Source organism: Plantactinospora soyae, assembly GCF_014874095.1.
Classification (GTDB): domain Bacteria; phylum Actinomycetota; class Actinomycetes; order Mycobacteriales; family Micromonosporaceae; genus Plantactinospora; species Plantactinospora soyae.
Genome location: NZ_JADBEB010000001.1, coordinates 8466914 through 8488252, shown reverse-complemented (window position 1 = coordinate 8488252; position 21339 = coordinate 8466914). Strand labels below are relative to the sequence as shown.

At 68.6% G+C, this 21339-nt stretch carries 20 protein-coding genes; 10 read left to right on the top strand and 10 right to left on the bottom strand.

What is annotated here, in order from left to right; all coding sequences use genetic code 11:
* Window positions 1-61: 61 nt before the first annotated feature.
* Together sigK and H4W31_RS37155 are read left to right on the top strand one after the other, a co-directional pair.
* Window positions 62-688 carry an ECF RNA polymerase sigma factor SigK gene (sigK, locus tag H4W31_RS37160; RefSeq protein ID WP_192770871.1) on the top strand — a complete coding sequence of 209 codons (627 nt, stop codon included), beginning with the start codon at window positions 62-64 and terminating at the stop codon, window positions 686-688.
* The gene (locus tag H4W31_RS37155; protein ID WP_192770870.1) at window positions 685-1425 is read left to right on the top strand and encodes an anti-sigma factor; all 741 of its coding nucleotides are present in this window, start codon (window positions 685-687) and stop codon (window positions 1423-1425) included. The genes sigK and H4W31_RS37155 overlap by 4 nt, the downstream gene beginning before the upstream one ends.
* 24 nt (window positions 1426-1449) lie before the next feature.
* Here the strand turns inward: H4W31_RS37155 and H4W31_RS37150 are convergent, their stop codons facing one another.
* Complete coding sequence (locus H4W31_RS37150) at window positions 1450-2385, bottom strand: DUF6282 family protein (protein ID WP_192770869.1); 936 nt, start codon at window positions 2383-2385, stop codon at window positions 1450-1452.
* Between the two features lie 37 nt (window positions 2386-2422).
* On the bottom strand, window positions 2423-3166 hold the full coding sequence (locus tag H4W31_RS37145) for a GntR family transcriptional regulator (protein ID WP_318783635.1): 744 nt from the start codon (window positions 3164-3166) through the stop codon (window positions 2423-2425).
* A gap of 453 nt (window positions 3167-3619) precedes the next feature.
* Between H4W31_RS37145 and H4W31_RS37140 the strand changes: the two genes are divergently transcribed.
* The 3 genes from H4W31_RS37140 to H4W31_RS37130 all read left to right on the top strand — a co-directional run bounded on the left by H4W31_RS37140 (window position 3620) and on the right by H4W31_RS37130 (window position 6424).
* On the top strand, window positions 3620-4630 hold the full coding sequence (locus H4W31_RS37140) for an ABC transporter substrate-binding protein (protein WP_192770867.1): 1011 nt from the start codon (window positions 3620-3622) through the stop codon (window positions 4628-4630).
* 197 nt (window positions 4631-4827) lie between these two features.
* Window positions 4828-5616, top strand: coding sequence for an ABC transporter permease (locus tag H4W31_RS37135; protein WP_192770866.1), 789 nt, complete (start codon window positions 4828-4830; stop codon window positions 5614-5616).
* A gap of 25 nt (window positions 5617-5641) precedes the next feature.
* Window positions 5642-6424: an ABC transporter ATP-binding protein gene (locus tag H4W31_RS37130; protein WP_192770865.1), complete on the top strand. Its 783-nt coding sequence runs from the start codon at window positions 5642-5644 to the stop codon at window positions 6422-6424.
* A 45-nt stretch (window positions 6425-6469) separates the two neighbouring features.
* On the opposite strand, the gene H4W31_RS37125 is transcribed toward H4W31_RS37130, so the two are convergent.
* Genes H4W31_RS37125 through H4W31_RS37115 form a run of 3 tightly spaced genes read right to left on the bottom strand, consistent with a single transcriptional unit; the run spans window position 6470 to window position 9650 of the window.
* A complete protein-coding gene (locus H4W31_RS37125; RefSeq protein ID WP_192770864.1) occupies window positions 6470-7369 on the bottom strand; it encodes a carbohydrate ABC transporter permease in 900 nt (299 codons plus the stop codon).
* Entirely contained in the window at window positions 7369-8352 is a 984-nt protein-coding gene (locus H4W31_RS37120; RefSeq protein WP_318783634.1) for a carbohydrate ABC transporter permease, read from the bottom strand. Before H4W31_RS37120 ends, H4W31_RS37125 begins: the two co-directional genes overlap by 1 nt.
* Window positions 8349-9650: an ABC transporter substrate-binding protein gene (locus H4W31_RS37115; RefSeq protein WP_192770863.1), complete on the bottom strand. Its 1302-nt coding sequence runs from the start codon at window positions 9648-9650 to the stop codon at window positions 8349-8351. The genes H4W31_RS37120 and H4W31_RS37115 overlap by 4 nt, the downstream gene beginning before the upstream one ends.
* Window positions 9651-10055: 405 nt before the next feature.
* Between H4W31_RS37115 and H4W31_RS37110 the strand changes: the two genes are divergently transcribed.
* On the top strand, window positions 10056-12065 hold the full coding sequence (locus H4W31_RS37110; RefSeq protein WP_192770862.1) for a glycoside hydrolase family 31 protein: 2010 nt from the start codon (window positions 10056-10058) through the stop codon (window positions 12063-12065).
* Between the two features lie 86 nt (window positions 12066-12151).
* Window positions 12152-15139: a glycoside hydrolase family 3 protein gene (locus H4W31_RS37105; protein ID WP_192770861.1), complete on the top strand. Its 2988-nt coding sequence runs from the start codon at window positions 12152-12154 to the stop codon at window positions 15137-15139.
* 53 nt (window positions 15140-15192) lie between these two features.
* Here H4W31_RS37105 and H4W31_RS37100 read toward each other — a convergent pair whose 3' ends face one another.
* From H4W31_RS37100 to H4W31_RS37090, 3 genes are all read right to left on the bottom strand, one after another.
* Complete coding sequence (locus H4W31_RS37100) at window positions 15193-16113, bottom strand: hypothetical protein (RefSeq protein WP_192770860.1); 921 nt, start codon at window positions 16111-16113, stop codon at window positions 15193-15195.
* Between the two features lie 331 nt (window positions 16114-16444).
* Window positions 16445-16975 (bottom strand): hypothetical protein, encoded by a 531-nt coding sequence (locus H4W31_RS37095; protein ID WP_192770859.1) that lies wholly within the window; start codon window positions 16973-16975, stop codon window positions 16445-16447.
* Window positions 16976-17155: 180 nt separating this feature from the next.
* Window positions 17156-17605, bottom strand: coding sequence for a hypothetical protein (locus H4W31_RS37090; RefSeq protein WP_192770858.1), 450 nt, complete (start codon window positions 17603-17605; stop codon window positions 17156-17158).
* Window positions 17606-17747: 142 nt separating this feature from the next.
* On the opposite strand from H4W31_RS37090, the gene H4W31_RS37085 reads away from it, so the two are divergent.
* Window positions 17748-18020, top strand: coding sequence for an antibiotic biosynthesis monooxygenase family protein (locus H4W31_RS37085; RefSeq protein WP_192770857.1), 273 nt, complete (start codon window positions 17748-17750; stop codon window positions 18018-18020).
* Window positions 18021-18044: 24 nt separating this feature from the next.
* The gene (locus H4W31_RS37080) at window positions 18045-18386 is read left to right on the top strand and encodes a cupin domain-containing protein (RefSeq protein WP_192770856.1); all 342 of its coding nucleotides are present in this window, start codon (window positions 18045-18047) and stop codon (window positions 18384-18386) included.
* Window positions 18387-18775: 389 nt separating this feature from the next.
* Here H4W31_RS37080 and H4W31_RS37075 read toward each other — a convergent pair whose 3' ends face one another.
* Both H4W31_RS37075 and H4W31_RS37070 read right to left on the bottom strand, forming a co-directional pair.
* Window positions 18776-19120: a hypothetical protein gene (locus H4W31_RS37075; RefSeq protein ID WP_192770855.1), complete on the bottom strand. Its 345-nt coding sequence runs from the start codon at window positions 19118-19120 to the stop codon at window positions 18776-18778.
* Window positions 19121-19135: 15 nt separating this feature from the next.
* Window positions 19136-20200 carry a GlxA family transcriptional regulator gene (locus tag H4W31_RS37070; RefSeq protein ID WP_264084268.1) on the bottom strand — a complete coding sequence of 355 codons (1065 nt, stop codon included), beginning with the start codon at window positions 20198-20200 and terminating at the stop codon, window positions 19136-19138.
* A 449-nt stretch (window positions 20201-20649) separates the two neighbouring features.
* Here H4W31_RS37070 and H4W31_RS37065 point away from each other — a divergent pair, with 449 nt between their 5' ends.
* Window positions 20650-21288, top strand: coding sequence for an HD domain-containing protein (locus H4W31_RS37065; protein ID WP_192770854.1), 639 nt, complete (start codon window positions 20650-20652; stop codon window positions 21286-21288).
* Window positions 21289-21339: the final 51 nt, after the last annotated feature.

Sequence of the window (21339 nt, the reverse complement as noted above, 5' to 3'; positions counted from 1 at the left end):
GGGCGTCACCGTGTCAAATACCTCTATGCGCCCCGGTCGGGGGCGACGGAAGGCTGGTCTCATGACGGATCCCAGCGGCGCGCGGCGCCGGCCCGACCACCTTGTTCCGGTGCCGACCGGGAACGCCGGTCGCGCCGAGGACGTGGACGCCCTGCTGCCGGCGGTGGCCCGTGGCGACGAGGCGGCGTTCGGCCGGCTCTACGACCTGGTCGCACCCCGGGTGTACGGGCTGGTCCGTCGGGTGCTGCGGGATCCGGCACAGGCCGAGGAGGTGGCCCAGGAGGTGCTGGTGGAGGTGTGGCGGACCGCTACCCGGTTCGATCCCGAACGCGGTTCGGCGACCGGTTGGGTGTGCACCATCGCGCACCGGCGCGCGGTCGACCGGGTCCGTTCCGAGCAGGCCAGTGCCGACCGGCAGCGCAGGGCCGCCGCCGGGGTCCCGACCGAGACACCCCATGACGACGTGGAGGAGCAGGCGACCCGACGGCTGGAGCAACAGCAGGTACGGCGGTGCCTCCGCGACCTGACCGACCTCCAGCGGGAGTCGATAACCCTTGCCTACTACGGCGGGCACACCTATCGGGAGGTCGCCGAGTTGCTCGACACGAGCCTGCCGACCGTGAAGACCCGGATGCGCGACGGACTGATCCGGTTGCGTGACTGTCTCTCGATGGCGGTGGCCCGATGACCGACATCCACACCCTGGTCGGGGCGTACGTGCTCGACGCCGTGGACGACATCGAACGGGCCGCGTTCAGCCGGCATCTGGCCGACTGTCCGTCCTGCGCCAGCGAGGTCGGCGAACTGCGGGAGACCGCCGCCCGGCTGGCCGACGGCGCCTGGTCGGTGCCGCCGCCGGGACTGCGTACCGAGGTGCTGGCCGAGGTGTCCCGGACCCGTCAGGTGCGGCCGGGCGGCCGGCCGGCCAGGGACGGTAGGCCGGCCGGATCGCGCTGGCGGACGCTGAGCGCCGTCGCGGTCGCCGCCGCGGTCCTGGCCGCGGGTGCCGGCGCGGTCACCTGGACCGTCGCACAGCAACGGGTACGCGACGAGCGGGCCAGCACCGCCGCCGCCCGCGCCGAGACCGAGCGGATCCGGACCGTCCTCGCCCAGCCGGACCTGGCGGTACGGGGTGCCGAGCTGTCCGGCGGCGGTCGGCTCACCGTGTTCAGCTCCCCGGGCCGGGACGCCGGACTGGCGCTGCTCGCCGACGCCCCACCGATCCCGGCCGACCGGGCGTACCAGTTGTGGCTGATGGACGGGGCCACCGCTCGTCCGGCGAACGTGCTGGCGGCCGGGGCCACCGGCGACACGGCGCTGCTCAGCGGGGTACGGGGTCGGAGCGCGGTCGCGGTGACGGTCGAACCGGCCGGAGGTTCCGCGCAACCCAGCACTACACCGCTGGTCATCGTGCCGTTCACCTGACGGTGTCGGCCCCGGGCAACCCGGTTACGCCGGCACCGTCGCGCTCGCCGCCGCCAGGCGCCGCGAGTTGACCACGGCCATGGTGTGCACCTCCTGCTCGGTGAAGCCGGCGGCCAGCAGGCGGTCGGCGAAGAGCGGCAGTCCGTCCTCGACCGGCGGGTTGAACGGCTGCCCCAGGTCGCTGGAGAGTACGGAGTGTTCGGGGCCGACCGCCCGGATGTTGGCGAACAACTCGTCCCAGCCGACCTTCCCGGTGTACGGGGTGGTGAAGCAGCGCTCCAGCAGGGCGCCCGCCTCGGCCAGCTCCCGCTGCCGCTCCACCGGAAGTCGCTGCGAGGTGAACTCGGGATGGGTGACCACGATCCGGCGTACGCCCTCCTGGGTGGCGGCCCGGGTCAGCGCGAGGATCTCGGCACCGGCCAGGTGCCCGGTGGCGAGCACGAGGTCGTGCCGGGCGATGACCCGCAGCACCTGCCGGACCCGTTCGAGTACCTGGCCGTCGGCGTCGACCACCTCGACGACGTCCGGCACGATGCCCTGGGCGTGCAGGTCGGCCTGGAGGGCGCCCCACATGGCAGGCTTGGCCCCGGGCAGGTCGGTGGCGGTGCTGCGGCGCTGGTTGCCGGAGTCCACGGTGGGCATCCAGACGATCCGTGCGCCGAGCCGGCCGGCGATCTCGACCGCGGCCGGGTTCATCCCGCCCATCGAGCCGTTCAGGGTGATCGCGCCGAGCACGTCCACCTCGGGGACCACCTTGCGTACGACCGCCGCACGTTCCGCGGTCGCCACGTAGTGCGACTTCAGTACGAAGCCGGCGAGCCCGACCTCGGCGAAGCGTCGGGCCAGGTCGACGTCGTCGATCCGGCGCGCCATGACGTCCGGGGCGATGTGCACGTGGGTGTCGTACGCCCCCTGCACCAGGCGACGGGCGTGCGGGGACGGGACGGGGTGATCTGACATGTCGCTCCTTGGGGAAAGGGGTACGGGTACGGCCGGTTCAGGCCGTACGGGTGCCGTCGGGCGGGCCGGCCGTGCGGTGGAGTGCCGTGGCGGTGTTCGCCAGGGTGGACTCGACGTGTCCGAGGTGTCGCCGCATGGCCGCCTCGGCCGCGTCCGGATCGCGGTTGGTGATCGCCTCCACGATCGCGGCGTGCTCGCCGAGCGACTGGGCGGGCCGGCCGGGCACCAGGATCGTGCGGTACTGGAACCGGACGAGTTGGGCGCGTAGCCCGGCGATCAGCCCGGCGGTGGTCTCGTGTCGGGCTGCCGCGATGATCGACGCGTGCAGGTTGGCGTTCCCCTCCGAGTAGCCGAGCAGGTCGTCCTGCTCCAGCTTCCGGGTCATCCGGTTCAGCACCCGACGGATCGCGCTGATCTCCTGGTCGGTCGCGTGCAGCGCCGCCTGGCGCGCGGTGAGTGCCTCCAGTACGGCCCGGACCTGGAGGATCTCGACCGCCTGCTCCTCGGTGACCAGCCGGACGTGCGCACCCCGGTTCGGCGTGAGTACGACCAGCCCGTCCTGGCCGAGTCGGACCAGCACGGTGCGTACCACGCCCCGGCTGACCTGGAGCCGGGCTGCCAACTCGACCTCGATCAGTCGCTCGTTGGGCATCAGCTCGCCCCGGTAGATCGCCTGGCGGAGTTCCTGGTACGCCTCGTCGGCGGAGCGGGCCGCGCGGCGGCGCGGGGTGCCCGATGCTCGCCGCGAGGTGGTTGTCGGTGGTGGGGTGGCGCCGCTCACCGCACGGTCACCGTCGATGTCTGACGGTTTCCGGCGGGTACCCATTCCGGCCGGACGTCCGCCGCACCGCGCTCCCGTGCACGGGGGGTGAGCAGGGTCGGTGTGCCCGAAACGGTCGTGTGTGGAGTCCCCAACGGATCCCATCGTCCTCGATGGACCTTGCCAAGCCGCAACATTGTCTCCCGAATCATCAACAATCTTGTAGACAGGATTGTCGTCAGGATGCTCGTTGTCAACAACGCCCTGACCTGCTGAAAGAGCTTCTGTGAGCGTGAAATTACCGCTTTAGAACACAGAATTTAACCCGATCCCGTCGGTGACAAGCCGGACATGAGTCATCTACGATTCTCGACCGGGCGAGGCCGGCGCGGATCGGGCGTCGATCAGGCGGAGGGGCACCCCTGCGGGTGCGCTGGCGTCCGTCCATCCACAAGCTAAAAGCTGGAGGCATACATGTTCAGACGCTCTCGCGTGTTGGCAGCGGCGCTGCTGGCCACGGCACTGACCGTGAGCGGTTGCAGCAGCGGCGACGACAGCGGCGCGTCAACCCAGGAGACCGACAAGGTCGCCTACATCACGGCCTTCGGTGCCGTGGGCCGTGACGCCTTCGCCTGGGTGGCGAAGGAGAAGGGCTACTTCGCCGAGGTCGGCATCGAGGTCGACATCAAGAAGGGTGCGGGTAACGGGCCGAACCTCACGGCGCTCAAGGCGGGGCAGGTCCAGTTCGCCTCGCTCGACTTCACCGGTGCGGTGATCCAGGCCGGCAAGGGCGAGTTCACCGACTGGCGGGCGATCGCCGCGGTGCATCAGCAGACGCTGATCTCGGTGATGACCACCAAGGACACCAACATCAGCAGCGTCCAGGACCTGGCCGGCAAGACCATGGCCACCGGTCAGGGCTCGGTGACCGAACTGCTCTTCCCGGCGTACGCCCAGCTGGCCGGCCTCGACCCGAAGAGCGTCACGATCAAGGGCGTGCAGCCCACGGCGCTCAACTCGCTGATGACGAGCGGGCAGGTGGACGCGCTCGGCACGTTCCTGCTCAGCCGGGGAGCGTTGGCGACGGCGTCGAAGAAGGAGGTCGTCGTGCTGCCGTACAGCGACTACCTGCGGGACCTGTTCGGCAACGCCATCATCACCACCCCCGCCCTGATCGAGAAGGACCCGGACCTGGTTCGCCGGTTCAACACCGCCGTGCTGAAGGGCCTGCAGTACTCGATCGACAACCCGGAGGAGGCGGCGAAGATCCTGAACAAGGCGGAGCCGAGCTACGCGGTGGCGGCCGGTGTCGGCGAGATCACGGCGATGACGCCGTACGTCAAGCCGGCCGGTGGTGCCCCGATCGGCTTCATGGACGAGCAGCGGGTGGCACGGACCATCGCCATCCTGCAGGGCTCCGGACTGATGCCCGCCGGGCTCGACCCGAAGGGTGTGGTCGACTTCGGCTTCGTACCGAAGAGCTGACGACGCCGGCCTCGACAACCAACACGATCTCGACCGCTGTCGAGATGCCCGCGTCGGCGGTCGGACGTACCTGACGGACAACGGGGACGGTGGTCGGAGTGACCGCCGTCCCTCCTCGGCCTCACCGCCGAGGGCCCCTTGCCCGGCACGGCCGCTGCCGCCTGCCCCGACGCCCGAAAGGACCCACGGGATCCACCATGACTGACAAGACGACCGACGCCGGGCCGCGAGGTATGTGGTTCAACGCCGGGCTGCCCGTTCTGGGTGTGGTGCTGGCACTCTCCCTCTGGTGGCTGATCACCTTCGCCTTCGGCATCGAATCCTTCTGGCTGCCCGCACCCCAGGACGTCGTGGAGGCGTTCCAGCGGCTACCCGGCCACCTGATCGAACAGGCCGGGGTGACCCTGATGACGACGGCCATCGGCTTCGCCATCGGCGCGATCGGCGGCGCCGCCGTCGCGGTTTTGTTCGCCGCCTCGCGCACGGTCGAGCGGATGACCATGCCGCTGATCGCCGCGGTCAACGCGGTGCCGAAGGCCGCACTCGCCCCGCTGCTCATCGTCTGGATCGGGTTGAACACCCAGGCCAAGATCGTTATGGTCGTGCTGCTCTGCTTCTTCCCGGTCCTGGTTTCCACCATGGCCGGGCTGACCTCGGTCCCCAACGATCTGCGTGAACTGTCCCACTCGCTCTCCGCCTCCTGGTGGCAGACCTTCGTGAAGGTCCGGATCACCTGGGCGCTGCCGCAGATCTTCGTCGGTCTGAAGGTGGCGTCCTCGCTGGCCATCATCGGCGCGGTCATCGCCGAACTCACCAACCCCGCCAACGGACTCGGCTCCGTCGTCGTCAGTTCGAGCCAGTCCGCCGACACGCCGCTCGCCTTCGCCGCGCTGACCCTGCTCGCCCTCATGGGCGCCGGGTTGTTCTACCTGATCGTGGCGTTGGAGCGGATGCTCCTGCCGTGGGCTCGAGCGACCTCGTCGTGATCGGAACAGGTCCAAGGAGAACACAATGATCAAGATTGCCGGGCTCTCCCGGACCTTCAAAGGGAAATCCGGGACGGTCGAGGCGCTGCACAACATCGACCTCGAGATCGGCAACGGCGAGTTCCTGGCAGTGATCGGCCGGTCCGGCTGTGGCAAGTCCACCCTGCTGCGGATCGTCGCCGGGCTGATCCGGCCGAGCCAGGGCGAGGTGCTGGTCGCCGGCGAACGGGTCGCCCGGCCCCGCCGCGACGTGGCAATGGTGTTCCAGCGCCCGGCACTGCTGCCCTGGCGCAGCGTACGGGAGAACGTGATGCTGCCGGTCGAGATCTTCCGCTGGCAGCGGGCCAAGCACCGCGACCACGCCCAGCGGCTGCTGGAGATGACCGGTCTGGAGGCATTCGCCGATCGGCTGCCGCACGAGCTCTCCGGCGGCATGCAGCAGCGGGTCTCGCTCTGCCGGGCCCTCATCCAGCGGCCCAAGGTGCTGCTGATGGACGAGCCGTTCTCGGCGCTGGACGCGTTGACCCGCGAGGAGTTGGCCGTCGAGCTACAGCGCATCCACATCCAGCTCGGCACCACGGTGATCTTCGTGACCCACTCCATCCAGGAGGCGGTCCTGCTCGCCGACCGGGTGGCGGTGCTCAGTGCCCGCCCCGGCCGGGTGCGCAAGCTGGTCGAGATCGACATCCCGCGTCCGCGGTCCTTCGGGCACAACGCCCACATGGAGGAGGTCGCCGGCGCCTCCGCCGAACTGCACCAACTGCTGCTCGGCACCGAGCACCTGCCGAAGACCTCGGTTCCCGGCTGATACCCGATTGGTCCGGCCGGCGCCCGCCGCCGGCCGGACCGACGGTCACTTGATGGCGCCGGACATCACACCCCGGGTCAGGGTCCGTTGGAAGACGAGGAAGAAGACCACCGCCGGCACGATCCCGAGCAGCGCGGACGCGCTGGTGGTGGTCGCGTCCATGGTCCGCTGGCCCTGTAGGACGCCGAGGGCGACCGGGACGGTCTGGTTGTCGTTGGAGATCAGGAAGACCAGCGGCAGGAAGAACTCGTTCCAGGTCCAGACGAAGAAGAACGTGACCAGGACGGCGAGGGTGGGCCGGCTGGCCGGCACGACCACCTGCCACAGCACCCGCCACCGGCCGGCCCCGTCCACCTCGGCGGCGTCGAGCAGCTCCCGGGGGAACTGCGCGAAGACGCTCGACAACAGGTACGTCCCGAACGCTCCCTGGATCACCGTGAAGATGATGATCACGGAGAGGAGCGAGTCGTACAGGCCGAGGGACTTGGAGAGGTAGTACAGCGGGTAGACCAGCATCTCCTGTGGAATGAGATTGGCCACCAGGAAGAAGACCAGGAACCAGATCCGCCCGCGTACCCGCCCGATGCCGAGGGCGTACGCGCTGAGCACCGCCAGCCCGACGCCGAGGATCGCCACGCTGCCGCTGACGACGAGGCTGTTGAGCAGCTTCCGGCCGAAGTCGACCCGGTTCCAGAAGTCGACGATGCCCTGGAGATGGAACGAGTCCGGCAGCGCCATCGGCCCGTTGCTCGCGTAGTCAGCGGGGCTCTTCACCGCGTTCAGCACGATCACGAGGATCGGCGCGAGGACCAGCAGCACTCCGACGATCAGTCCGAGGAGCACCACGTGCCGGGCCGGGCTCCGGCGGCGAGGGGCTGGATCGGGGTGGCGCCCCGCCGGTGGCTCGTCGCGGTGCGGGCGAGCGGATGCCGGTGCGATCGCCATCACCAGCCTCCGAGCCGCTCGTCGCGGGTCTGTAGCCGCAGGAACAGGTAGGTGAGCAGCACGATGCTCACGGTCAGTACGGTCGAGATCGCCGAGCCGTACCCGACCGCGGCCCGCTCGAAGAAGTTCCGGTAGGCGAAGTACGACGGCACCAGCGTCGCGTTGCCGGGACCGCCCCGGGTCAGCACGAAGATCTGGCCGAAGATCTTCAACCCGGCGATGGTGGTGGTCACCAGGACGACGTACACCTCGGGCCGGATCAGCGGCACGGCGATCCGGGTGAAGCGCTGCCACCAGGACGCGCCGTCGAGGTCGGCCGCCTCGTACAGTTCGGGGTCGACCCGTTGCAGGCCGGCCATGAACATCACCACCGGGTAGCCGAGCTGCATCCAGATCAGCACCGCCATGACGCTGTAGAGGGCGTACTTCGGATCGCCGAGCCAGTTCCGGGCCAGGGTCTCCAGGTGCAGGTCGGTCAGGATCGAGTTGAGCGCGCCGTAGTCCGGGTGCAGGATCCAGGCCCAGATGATTCCGGTGACCGCCACCGGCACGATCTGCGGCAGGTACAGGCCGGACCGCAGCGCGCTCGCGGCACGGCCGCCGTACGCCTTACCTACGTGGTCGTAGAGCGCGGAGGCGAGCAGCAGGCCCAGCAGGGTCGGTACCACCGCCATCGCCACGATCACCAGCCCGATGTTCCGGAACGACGCCCAGAAGTTCGCGTCGGAGAAGAGCCGGGTGTAGTTGTCCAGGCCGATCCACTCCGGTCGGCCGATGCCCTGCCAGCGGGTGAAGCTGATGCCCAGGGTCATCAACACCGGCACGACGATGACGGCGGTCGAGAGCACGATCCCGGGCAGCAGGAACACCAGGTAGCCCCGGTGCCGGGCGGACCGGCGCGGCCCGTTCCGGGTACGTCGTCGCGGCTCCGCCGCAGGTGGCGACGCCAGGTCGGCGCCGCCACCCACCGCGCTCGGGATCACTTGCCAATGTCCGCGAGGTTGTCGTTGTACGGCTTGGCCAGGTCGTCGAGGACCGAACTCGGACTCTTCGACCCGTTGATCAGGTCTTGTCCGCCGGCCACCAGGGCGTCGTAGTAGCCGGGGGCCGGCCAGTCCGGATAGAACCCGAGGCCGTCGGCCGACACCACACCGTTGAACAGGTCGACGAGTGCCTTGCTCCTGGCGTCGGTGATCTTCGACGCGTCGGCCGCCACGGGTACGCCGCCGTTGTTGCCCAGCAGCGCCTGGATCTCGGGCTTCATGGTGATGTCGATGAAGTCGTACGCCAGGGACTTCGCCTTGGACTTGGCCGGTACGACCCACAGGTTGCCGCTCGAGCCGGGGTGCAGGGTGTTGCCGGGGAAGAGGAAGGCGGCCCAGTCGAACTTGGCCTCGGTGACGAACCGGCCGTACCACCAGCTACCGGAGATGACCATCGGGAACTTCGCCTGGGTCCAGGCCACGGCCATGTCCTCGGCCTTGATCCCGGCCGAGTTCTTCGCGATGTAGCCCTTGCGGACCCACTCGGCGAACCGGTTCGCCCCGAAGGTCAGCTCGGGGCCGTGGAAGTCGACCTTGCCCTTGTAGAGCTGGAAACTGTCGACGAAGGGGCGGCTGGCCTGGGACAGCGCGAGAGTGTAGAGGATCTGCTGGGCAGGATATTCCGCTCCGCCGACCGACAGCGGTGTCACGCCCGCCCGGACGAAGACGTCCATCGCCGCCTCGAACTCGGCGAGGGTGGTGGGCACCTGCACGTTGTGCTCGGCGAAGAGTTCCTTGTTGTAGTAGACGAGGTCGCCCAGCTCGCCGTAGTTCGGTACGCCGTACCAGGTGTCGCCGCCCATGATGCCCTCGGCGTCGTACCGGGCGGTGGTCGCGAGGCTGGGGCCGAGCAGCTTGGTCCAGCCGCGCTTGCCCGCCTCGGCGGTCAGGTCGGTCAGCAGTCCCTGCTTGGCGAGCAGGCCGGCGGTGGCGTTGCCCTTGTTGTACTCCATGATGTCCGGTGCCTCGTCCGAGTTGAGCACCTGCCCGGCGGTCTGCCGGATCTGCTCGAAGCCCTTCTCCTCGAACTTGACCGTGACTCCGGGGTGGCTGGCCTCGAACTGCTTTATCGCCTCGGCCCAGGCGATGCCCATCGCACTGTTCGGCCCCTCGTAGTGCCAGAGGGTCAGGCTGCTGGGGGACTCCTCGGAGCCGGGATCGTTCCCGCACGCGGCCAGGACCAGGGCCGTGGTCACGAGCAGTGCTCCGGCCGCGGCCCCCGCTTTCGCTCTGAACATGGTCTTCCTTCCGGGAACGACTTGGCGGTTCTCTCCACGGGACACCCGGCATGGTGCGGTCGAGGAGTGCCGTCGGCCCCGGCCAGAAATTAGTTGAACGTCTGCCTGTCGAAGCGCTTCCGCACTGAACGTAGGTACCGGCGGGTGTCAATGTCAACGGGATGAAGTTCCGATTTCCCGGCGCCTTCCCGACGCCGGTGCCGGGTTGTCCGGATCGACCGGCAGTGCAGGTCGGCGGACCGGGCGGCCGATTGTGCCTGACAGTCATGTCTGTCTATCCTCCGTCGAGGCGCTTCGACGATCGACCGTCCGAGGGACCCCGCCGACCCCCGGGCCGGTCCCCGCCGGGCGGCTGCGCGGGCGGCGGGAATGCCGCCGGCGGGTGGACTGGCGAAGAGAGGCCCGATGACCGTCTTCCGGACCGACCACCGATCGATCGAGGTAACCACGGGGCACGAGGTCCTCCGGATCGAGTCCTGGGGCGCCGACAGCGTCCGGGTCCGGGTCGGCCAGCACCGCGTCATCCCGGACCTGCCCGGTGCGCTGCTGTCGCCAAAACCGACCGACACCGTGGTGACGACCGCGAACGACCGGGGTCGACTGGTCAACGGCGGGCTGACCGTGGTGGTCGAGCGGCGGGAGGAGGAGGCCGAGGTCGAGGCGCGGATCCGGTTCGAGCGCACCGACACCGGCGAGGAGTTGCTCGCCGAGCAGCGGGCACACTTCTGGTGGCCGGGTGCCCGACTGTTCCTGAGCCAGGGCAACGGGTACGCCCGGCTGGAGCAGCGGTTCGAGGCGTACCCGGGGGAGCGGTTCTTCGGTCTGGGCCAGCACACCCACGGCCGGCTCGACCAGAAGGGCCTGGTCCTCGACCTGGTCCAGCGGAACGGGGAGATCAACATTCCGTTCCTGCTCTCCAGCCGGGGCTACGGGCTGCTCTGGAACTCCCCGGCCGTGGGGCGGGTCGAACTGGCCGAGAACGGCACCCGGTGGGTCGCCGACAGCGCGCGCCAGATCGACTACTGGGTCACCACCGGCAGCCCCGCCGGGATCATGGCCCGGTACGCCGACGCCACCGGCCACGCACCGCCGCTGCCCGACTGGGCCAGTGGCTTCTGGCAGAGCAAGCTGCGTTACCGGAACCAGGCCGAACTGCTCGGCGTGGTCCGGGAACACCTGGGCCGTGGCCTTCCGCTGTCCGTGATCGTGATCGACTTCTTCCACTGGACCCACCTCGGATCGTGGACCTTCGACCCGGTCGAATGGCCCGATCCGGCCGGCATGGTCCGCGAGCTGGACGAGCTGGGCGTCAAGGTGATGGTCTCGATCTGGCCCTCGGTGAACCCGCTCAGCGAGAACTACCGGGAACTGACCGACCGGGGGCTGCTGGTCGGCACCGAATCCGGGGTGCCGTTCCACGCACCCTGGATCGACAAGGGCTACGGCACCGAGATGCCGGTCGCGTTCTACGACGCCACCGATCCGCAGGCCCGCGAGTTCATCTGGAGCCGGGTCCGGCGCAACTACCACGACCTCGGGATCAAGGTGTGGTGGCTGGACGCCTGCGAGCCCGAGATCCGTCCCGGTCACCACGCGAACCTGCGCTTCCACGCCGGACCCGGTGCCGAGGTGGCCAACCTCTACCCGGTCGAACACGCCCGGGCCTTCTACGAGGGGATGCTGGGTGCCGGCGACGACGAGGTGGTGTCGCTCTGCCGCTCCGGCTGGGCCGGCAGCCAGCGGTACGGCGCCGCGCTCTGGTCCGGGGACATCCCCGCCACCTTCGCCTCGCTCCGGACCCAGATCCGCGCCGGACTCAACGTCGGACTCTCCGGCATTCCGTGGTGGACGACCGACATCGGCGGCTTCCACGGCGGCGACCCGGACTCGCCGGCCTACCGGGAACTGATCATCCGCTGGTTCCAGTACGGCGCCTTCTGCCCGCTGTTCCGGCTGCACGGCTTCCGACTGCCGAAGAAGCCGCTGGGCCCGGAGATGACCGGCGGCCCGAACGAGGTGTGGTCGTACGGCCCGGAGGCGTACGCCGTGATCGTCGACGTGCTGCGGCTGCGGGAACGGCTCCGGCCGTACGTCATGGCGCAGATGCGGGTCGCGCACGAGCAGGGTCTGCCGCCGATGCGTCCGCTCTTCGTGGACTTCACCTCCGACCCGGTGAGCTGGACGGTGGAGGACCAGTTTCTGCTCGGCCCCGACCTCCTGGTCGCCCCGGTCACCGCCGCCGGCGAACGTGAACGCGACGTCTACCTGCCGGCCGGCATCGACTGGCTCGACCCGTACACCGGCCGGACCCACTCCGGCGGCCAGACCATCCGGGCCGCCGCACCCCTGCGCCACATCCCCGTCCTCGTCCGACACCCCGCCGCACCCCACCTCGCCACCCTGCTGAAGCCGTAAGGAAGGGCCCCTTCATATCGCTTTCTGTATAGAAAGGGCCCCCTGTTAACCCGTCAACCCGTCGACGGATCTTGAGGAGACACCTGATGAGGCATGCGCTGCGGAGCCGCAGGATCGGGTCGGTGCTGGTGCTGAGTCTGGTCGCCGCGCTGGCGATGCCGGGCCAGGCGACCGCCGAGCCGGCCGACGCCCTGCCGTTCCGGAACCCCGAGTTGTCCCTCGACGCCCGGCTCGACGACCTGGTGGGGCGGCTGACCCTGGACGAGAAGCTGGCCCTGCTGCACCAGGCCCAGGCCGCCGTGCCCCGGCTCGACATCGGGTTCTTCAAGACCGGTACCGAGGCGTTGCACGGGGTCGCCTGGTCCAACAACCTGAACGACAACTGGAACCAGGTGCTCGCCGAGGGCACGGTGTTCCCGCAGGCGCTGGGGCTGGCCAGCACCTGGGACCCGGAACTGGTCCGCAGGGTCGGCTCGGCCACCGGCGACGAACTGCGCGGCTACCACAGCGTGGACCCGACCGTCTGGGGGTTGCAGGTCTGGGCCCCGGTGGTCAACCTGCTGCGCGACCCGCGCTGGGGCCGCAACGAGGAGGGCTACTCCGAGGACCCGACGCTGACCGGCAAGATCTCCACCGCGTACGGCCGGGGCCTGTCCGGGGACGATCCGGACCACCTCAAGACCGCCCCGGTGTTGAAGCACTACTACGCCTACAACAACGAGGTGAACCGCAGCCTCACCTCGTCCAACCTGCCGCCCCGGGTCAAGCACGAGTACGACGAGGCGGCGTTCCGGCCGGCCATCGCCGCCGACGCCGTCACCGGGGTGATGGCGTCGTACAACAAGGTCAACGGTCGTCCGACGCACGTCGACCCGGACCTGGCCGAAGTCGTCCGGTCCTGGACCGACCGGGAGCTGTTCAACGTCAGCGACGCCTGGGCGCCGCACGCGCTGACCGAGGCCCAGCACTACTTCGACGATCCGACCGAGGCGCAGGCGTACGCTGCGATGCTCAAGGCCGGACTCGACAGCTTCACCGTGGACAACAGCGACAGCCGGCGGATGGTCGACACCCTCAAGTTGGCGCTGGACCGGGGACTGCTGACCGTCGCCGACGTGGACCGGTCGGTGCGGCGGGCGTTGTCGATCCGGTTCCGGCTCGGCGAGTTCGACCCCGACGGTGGACCGTACGCCGACATCACCGCCGACGTGATCGACAGCCCGGCCCACCGGGCGCTGAACCGGCAGGCCGCCGACGCGGCGGCGGTGCTGCTGCGCAACTCCGGCAACACCCTCCCGCTCGACCCGGCCCGGACCGGGAAGGTCGCCGTCGTCGGCCCGCTGCACGACACACTCTTCAGCGACTGGTACGGCGGAAAGCTGCCGTACCAGGTGACGCCGCTGGACGGGATCCGCAACCGGCTCGGCTCCGCCGGCACGGTGACCGGGGTGGAGGGCCTGGACCGGGTGGCGCTGCGGGATGTCGCCAGCGGCAGGTACCTCAGCGCGACCGGAACCGGTGCCGGGGACAGCGTCGTCGCGTCCGCCGGCACCCCGACGCCGGCCGGGCAGTGGGACGTCAACGACTGGATGGGCGACTACAGCACGCTGCGCAACGCGGCCAACGGTCGCTACCTGACCGGCAACTTCGGCCCGTTCAACACCTCGGCGCAGGCGCCGAACGGCTGGTACGTGCAACAGCAGTTCCGGCTGGAGCGGCAGGACGACGGCACCTACCTGATCCAGTACGTCGGCTACGAAACCGCCGAGAGCTGGTGGTGGATCCCCGAGCACTACGTCACGGTGGCCCCGGACGGCACGGTCGGCACCGGCGCGAAGGCCGACGCCGCCCGGTTCGCCCGAGAGGTCGTCAACAGCGGCGCGGGAAGCGCGGTCGCGGCGGCGGCCGACGCCGACGTGGCGGTGGTGGTGGTCGGCAGCAACCCGTTCGTCTACGGCCGGGAGATCCACGACCGGACCAGCACCGCGCTCGGCGAGAGCCAGCAGAAGCTGATCGAGGCGGTCACCCGGGCCAACCGGAACACCGTCGTGGTGCTGGAGAGCAGCTACCCCACCACGATGCGCAGCCAGCCCAGATCACTGCTCTGGACGACGCACGCCGGCTCGGAGACCGGCCAGGCGGTCGCGGACGTGCTCTTCGGCGACCACAACCCGGCCGGGCGGCTGACCCAGACCTGGTACCGCTCCGACGACGACCTGCCGCCCGACGCGCTCAACTACGACATCATCGACACCGACCAGACGTACCTCTACTACCGGGGTACGCCGCTGTTCGCGTTCGGCCACGGACTGTCGTACACCACCTTCCGGTACGGCAGGCCGAGGTTGAGCAGCCCGGCGATCGGCGCCGGTGACACGGTTACGGTGAGCGTCGACGTGACCAACACCGGTCGACGTACCGGTGCGGAGGTGGTGCAGCTCTACACCCACCAGCGCACGTCCCGGGACAAGGTGCCGGTCAAGCAGTTGCGCGCCTTCGAGAAGGTGTCGCTGGCGCCTGGTGCGACGAAGACCGTACGGCTGACGCTGCGCGCCGCCGACCTGGCGCACTGGGACGTGACCCGGAGCCGGTCCGTCGTCGAGACGTCCGACTACGACCTGCTGGTCGGCGCCTCGTCGGCCGACATCCGGGAGCGGGCCACCCTGCGGGTACGCGGCGAGACGATCCCGCCGCGCGACCTTTCTCGGCCGACCCGGGCCGAGAACTTCGACGGGTACGCCGGAATCCAGCTCGTCGACGAGAGCAAGGAGCGGGGTACCGCCGTCGGTGCCGTGCGCGCCGGGAACTGGATCCGGTTCGACGACGTGAAACTCGGGAAGGGGACCGGGACGTTCACCGCGAGCGCGGCTCGGGCCGACGCCGGAGACGCGACGATCGAGGTCCGGCTCGACTCACCAACGGGGCGGCTGCTCGGCCGGGCCACCGTGGCCAACACCGGCGACGTCTACCGGTACGCCACCAGCACCGCCGGGCTGACCGGGGTCGGCGGCGTCCGCGACGTCTACCTGGTGTTCGGCGGGGACCTGCGACTGGCCACCTTCTCGATCGGCTGACCGCGCGGCGAGTAGGACAGCCTGACGCCCCCGCAGGACGCCGGTCAGTATCGTCAGTCGCGTGCCACGATCGTGTACGGATGGAGGTCCGCCGCGATCGGAGCGCCGAAGTAGGTATACCCGGTGTGGTAGACGAAGCCCTGCTCGCCGACTGCCGAGTCATCGGTGAAGGTGATTCGCAAGGTCGCCGTGTACGTGTCCCCGGGCTGCAGGCTCGGGTAGCCATCGGCGTACCACCAGTAGTAGATGTTGCTCGGTCCGGCGATTGGCGTCCACTGTTGACCGTCGAGCCGCTCGACCGTCACCTGGTCGTTGCCGGAGCGGTACATGGCCAGGGCCGGCATCAGGATCAGATACGGCAGCGGCGTGGTGTTGCTGAGTGTCATCGTGACGACGGCCGGCGTTCCCACGGGAAGCTGCGCAGGCCAACCGGACAGCTCGGCCCGGGGCTCCACCATCGTCATCCGGTCCGGCCCGGGGTCGGCCGCGAACGGAGTGCCGTACTCGTCCAGTGCCTCGGTGGACACCTCCACCGTCACCTCGTCGACATGCGGGGCGGCGCTGGTCGGTCGGGTGGACACCCGCAGGCGGATCGTGGCGGTGCCATCGGCCTCGACTCCGGCCAGATTCGGGGTGGTGGCGACGAGGGCGTCACCGTGTGTCTCGTAGCTCAGCTGCCGATACTGGCTACCGAACTGGTACGTCAGGTTCAGCGTGTCGGCGAGCGGTCGAATCGCGCTGCCGGCCACCGGGGTGACGGTCAGCCGCAGCCGTACGGCGAAATGGGCGGTGCCGCCGGTGTTGACGACCTGCACCGGGACTTCGGTCGCGGTGAGCCCGGCACCGACGATGGCCGGCGGACTGATGTCGACGTACGGGCCGATGGAGGCCGCCCCGGCCCCGGCGGCGGGCACCGCGATGACGCCGGTCAGCAGCAGAATCGCTGTGGTGGCACGCAGAAACGCACGGCGCATGTCGGCAACCCCCCGTGATAATTACGCTACCGGGAGCGTAGCGACAAAGATCGCCGCCCGCTGTCCCATGTGGGCTGTTCACAGCTCTGCGACGACATCACGGTTACGTTATCCATCGAAATCTGCATATCTGGGACGACGGTGCCGGCAACGTGGACGAGCGTGGTGTGCGCTGCGTGAGGATTCTCTCCCGAGAGCTGACCAACCCGAGTTCGGCGTGTCCAGGTGGGACGACAGTGATCCACGAAGTAGGGCTGGCTGGCTGCGGTGTCCTCCGGATACAGCTGGAGCAAGGTCATGTCGAGTCGCGCGGCCAGCCCGGCCGCCTCCTTCAGCTGATCCAGCCCGTCTCCGAGGGACGTCGTAGGCAATGGACCTGAAGCGCGCAGGTCAATATGGCGATGGCACCGAGTGCCGGCAGGCTCAGCAGCGCCCACTGGTGCCAATGCCTGGGATTCTGGCCGGCCACCAGGTCGTACTCCGCAACGACCTTTGGTGCAGCCGCCAGATCCCAGTCACCGTCAAAGCCGACGAACGGTTGGAAGACCAACAGGGCGAGGAGCAGCAGCGCACACGCTCCAGCCAACAGCCCCGCAGCGACGCTGCTGGTCGTCCAAGCCGCACGCGAGCGACGCCAGATCGGATACAGGGCGGCAGAGGCCATCACAAGGAACGGCCCCAGGATGAAGGTGGCCGCGCCGGCGAACGCCAGCCCGAAGCCACCCTTAGCGTTGGCGACGATGCCTTCGTGGCTCATGCCGAGCCGCTCGAGAGTGAGTTTGGTCAAGGCAACGTTGTGACGGTAGTTGAGCCACACGACGACGATCGCGAACGGGACCAGGATGCACAGCGCCGCCTGCATTCCGATCGCAAGGCGGAGGACTTGAGGACGCAAGGGACGACCGGCACCGAATCCCGGTGACATAGGCGGCATCCGAACGGTCTCCAAGCGGATCTTGGGGCTGCGTGAGACACAAACCCTACCCGTGGCAGGCCTCAGACCGCATTCACCGAGCTGACCTCGGCACGCGCCGTTGCGGTACTAGGTGCGTACCTTCGGGTCGTGCAGCGCCCGCGCGATCGCAGCGAGCAGTCCGCTCTCGCATAGACCGGACGCTCCGATCAGGAACTCCTCCCGGTCATACCACTCGACCAGATCCACGCCCGGCTGGGCGGCGATCGACCTGTCGACGGGCAGCGCGGCGTCATCGGCATAGCAGCCATAGACCTCATCGGCCGCCCACATTCCCCAGTGCAGTGGACCAAGCTGGGACTCGTTCTGTTCCTCGTCGAAGACGGTCATGAATCGCTCTTTAGCGTCCAGCGGTCGTACGCCGAGTGACCCGGTCTCAAGCAGTTGCTCAAAGGTCGGGTCTTCATCCCAGTCCGGGTTCGGGATGACCAGCGTGAGCACATCTTCCAGATGCTCGTGGCAGGTGCAGTCGGGCGGTTGTGGCGGCTGCCAGTCGTCCATCTTGGAGAAATCTCCCATCCGGCGATGGTAGGCGCCGGGGTATCTTCACCGCAGCCCTGGTCGTCCTCCATGTCACGCACCAACTTGACCTCAACGAGAGTTGAGGTTTTAGGGTTCGATCGACTGGCGGGAAGTCGTCCACGGTGCTGAGGAGCAGGTAGTGATTATCACCATCGCCAGGGTTACCGACCCCGATCGGTTCCTGGAGGTCTTCGAGACCATCGGCGCGGAAAAGCGCCGGGAGCACGGCTGCCGGGGTGCCCGGGTCTATTTCGATCCCGACGATGCGCACCGGGTGTGGTCCGTCTTCGACTGGGACGCGGAGGACTACGACGAGTTCCTCGCGGACCCTGACATCCCTGCCATCGCACGAGAGCTCGGCATCGAGGCGCCGCCCGTGCATGCCGTCGCCGCAGCCGAACTCGATGCCTGACCACTACACAGGAGAGGTGCCGGCATGGATGTCACGCCCCCGCGGGCCCGCAGGTTCAGCTCGGCGATCGGCGACGACGCCGTCCGCTTCGGCGACCGAATCCTCATTGCACCTGCCCTCAGCAAAGAGGTGGGCCGCTCGATGAGCGCCTATACAGCGTTCCTCTACGCGGGGGCACGCGCCGACCTTCCCGCCTCCTATGCGGAGGTCTGGGTGGTGCTCAGCGGAGCGCTACGAGTGGGCACCGACAGCGAAGCCGTGACGGTGAGCGCAGGAGATTTCGTCCACGTTCCGGAGCAGGCGCCCGGGGTCGTCGAGGCCCTCGAGGACACCACAATGGTCTGCGTGTCGGTGCCCGCCCACTGACGAGGGGGGCGGTCACTGACCGGCCTTCAGCGCCGCCGCTTCAGCTGCACCTAGATGACAAGGACTGCAACGACGACAAGTATCCCGACCCCGACCGCGTGTGGAATGTGTCGGCGATCGGGTTCACCTGTTGCACACCGAGCGATTCGGCCTCGAGCAGTTGCCCAAAGGTGGGATCTTCGTCCCAGTCCGGGTTGGGGATGACCAGCGTGAGCACATCTTCAAGATGCTCGTGGCAGGCAATCGGGCCGTTGCGGTGGCTGCCAGTCGTCCACCTCGGCGGAAGTTCTCATCCGGCGATCGTAGGGGGCACGCGCCTATCCACCACCGCCCTGTCAGTCCTGCACGCCGAGGTCCGGACCGGACCAGCGGGAGCCAGGCCTAGTGGGCTATCGGAGGCGGTAGAAGTAGCTGCCCTCGAAGTTGCGTTCGACGTTCTCGTGCGAGTCGACCTGGAACGACGTCTCGGCGAGCCATCCGGCCGGGTAGCCGTCGTCCGAGAGGATCGACATGAACTTCTGCTCGACGTCGGCGGTCACGCCGGTTCTGGCGCATAGTTCCGCGCTGGCGTCGGTGTCGTAGAACAACCAGACACTGGCGTCGAAGTCGGTCTCGACGAACGGGACGACGAACTCCACCCGGACCAGCGGTATGGCGTTGGCGGTGGTCCAGGCGAGGAGTTCCTTCTTCGCATCGCCGAGGTGTGCGAACTGCCGGCGCCGCGCGGCGTCCATGCAGGCGATCCTAGACTAGCCCGCGTTGGCGCGGCGGGCCGTTCCGAACCGGCGTTGGTAGGCGGCGGGGCTGATCGACAGGTTCCTGGTGAAGACCCGTCGCATGCTTTCGTAACTGGGAAACCCGGCGAGGGTCGCGGCCTGTGTCGCGGTGTGTCCTTGGTCGAGGAGTGCCCTAGCCAGGTCGAATCGGATGGTTTCCACATACCGGGCCGGTGTCGTGGACAGCTCGTCGTGGAAGAGCCGGGTGAGGTGCCGGGTGCTCACGTTGAGGTGTTTCGCGAGTTCACCGAGCGAGTAATTTCCTCGAGGATCCGCCGTCACCAAGTCGGTGATTTTGCGGAGAGCCGGCGAGCGGGGCGGCGGTCCTTGCAGCGGTGCCGAGAACTGGGACTGGCCACCCGCACGCTGCATGTACACCACCAGAGCGCGGGCGACGTCGCGTGCCAGGTCGGCGCCGTGGTCCTCTTCGACGAGAGCGAGCGCCAGATCGATGCCGGCCGTCACCCCTGCCGACGTGTACGTGGTGCCGTCGCGTACGTAGATCGCGTCGGGCTCGACGCGGCATGCCGGACACCGGGAGGCGAGTTCGTGTGCGACCTGCCAGTGCGTTGTCGCACGCTTGTTGTCGAGGAGGCCGGCGGCGGCGAGGACGAACGCCCCGGTGCAGATCGACGCGACCCGGCCGGCCACCGCTGCCGGTATCCGCGCGGCGTCCGCCAGAGAGCCGGGAACATGGGCGCGCGGATAGAGGTCGGACCCGGCCACCAGTAACGTGTCGAAAGCCGGCTCTGCGGAGACGGCGCCCTCGACCCCGATCCGGACCCCGAGGTTCGACGTGACGTCCGCACCGGTGGGCGACAGCAGCACGATTCGGTAGTCGGCACCGAACCGGTTAGCCTCCTTGAACACCTCCGCTGGACCGGCGACGTCCAGCAACGTCACTCCGTCGTAGACCAAGACGGCGACGCGATGGGTGGCAGCGCTCGGCACCTCGGTCCCGCCGGAGCCGGATCCGCGCGGTGACCAGCCCGACCCCGGCGGCACCGACCGTCGTCGGCTCGGCGGCGCAGGAGGCATGGGCACCGTCCATTGGTAGCACACAGTCACCGCAGATCACGGGGATCCTCAGGGCTGGGTTGTTCGACCGCGGCGGCACGTTACGACCATTACCTGTCACAAACCCTCCGTTACCTTTGGCTGAGCACGGGCATACCCTGATCGTGAGCAGCGAGGAGCCCGGTGTCGTCCGCCACCGACTGCGACGATTGGCGTCCTGCATTTCGTTCGAGCCAGAAAGGGCGTCTGTCGACAAATCTCCGGGCAATCCCATGGAGTCGAGTTGTGACCCACAGCGCGGAGTTTCCGGCTACCAGTGGAGGGGCACCTGGCCGCGATCTCGCCCCCGTCCGGATATAGGTGATTCCTGGCCGGACGAAGGCGGCGCCACGCGCCAATGGGTGGGCAGCATGGAGTCGGACCCGCGGCCTGTGGTCCAGAGTCCACCCACTTCCCGGAAGTCAGAGGTCATGGCAGAAGTCATCGCGGGGTTGGTGATTCCTGAGACAGCGGCGGTCGCCGAAGCCACCCGGCACGTCCAGGAAATGACCAGCCCACTCATCTATCACCACTCCCGACGAGTCTTCCTCTTCAGCCTGATCCACGCGCAGAAGCTCGGTGTGGAACCCGACCCGGAGCTGCTCTACCTGGCGGCCATCTTCCACGACACCGGACTCCTGACCCCCTTCTCCGAGGCCGAGCAGCGCTTCGAAGTCGATGGTGCCGACCACGCGCGCAAGTTCCTTTCGGACCAGGGTTTTTCGACGAGCGCCGCCGAGACCGTCTGGACGGCGATCGCGCTGCACACCACGCCGGGCATCCCCGACCGGATGGGACCGGAGATCGCGACTACGCAGCTCGGCGTCCTGACCGATGTGCTCGGATTCGGCCTGGACGGACTGGACCACGATCAACTGGACGAAATCCTTGCCGTCCACCCGCGTGGGGACTTCAAGAACGAGTTCCTGCGAGCCTACGTCGACGGGCTCAAGAACCGCCCCGAGACCACGAACGGCACCGTGAACTCCGACGTACTCGAACACTTCATCCCCGGCTTCCGACGCGTGACGACGGTCGAGCGCGTCGTTGGCTCGCCCTGGCCGAGCTGACCGGACATCCACAAGGCCGCCCGACGGCGAACGTTTTGAAAGGCTTCGAGC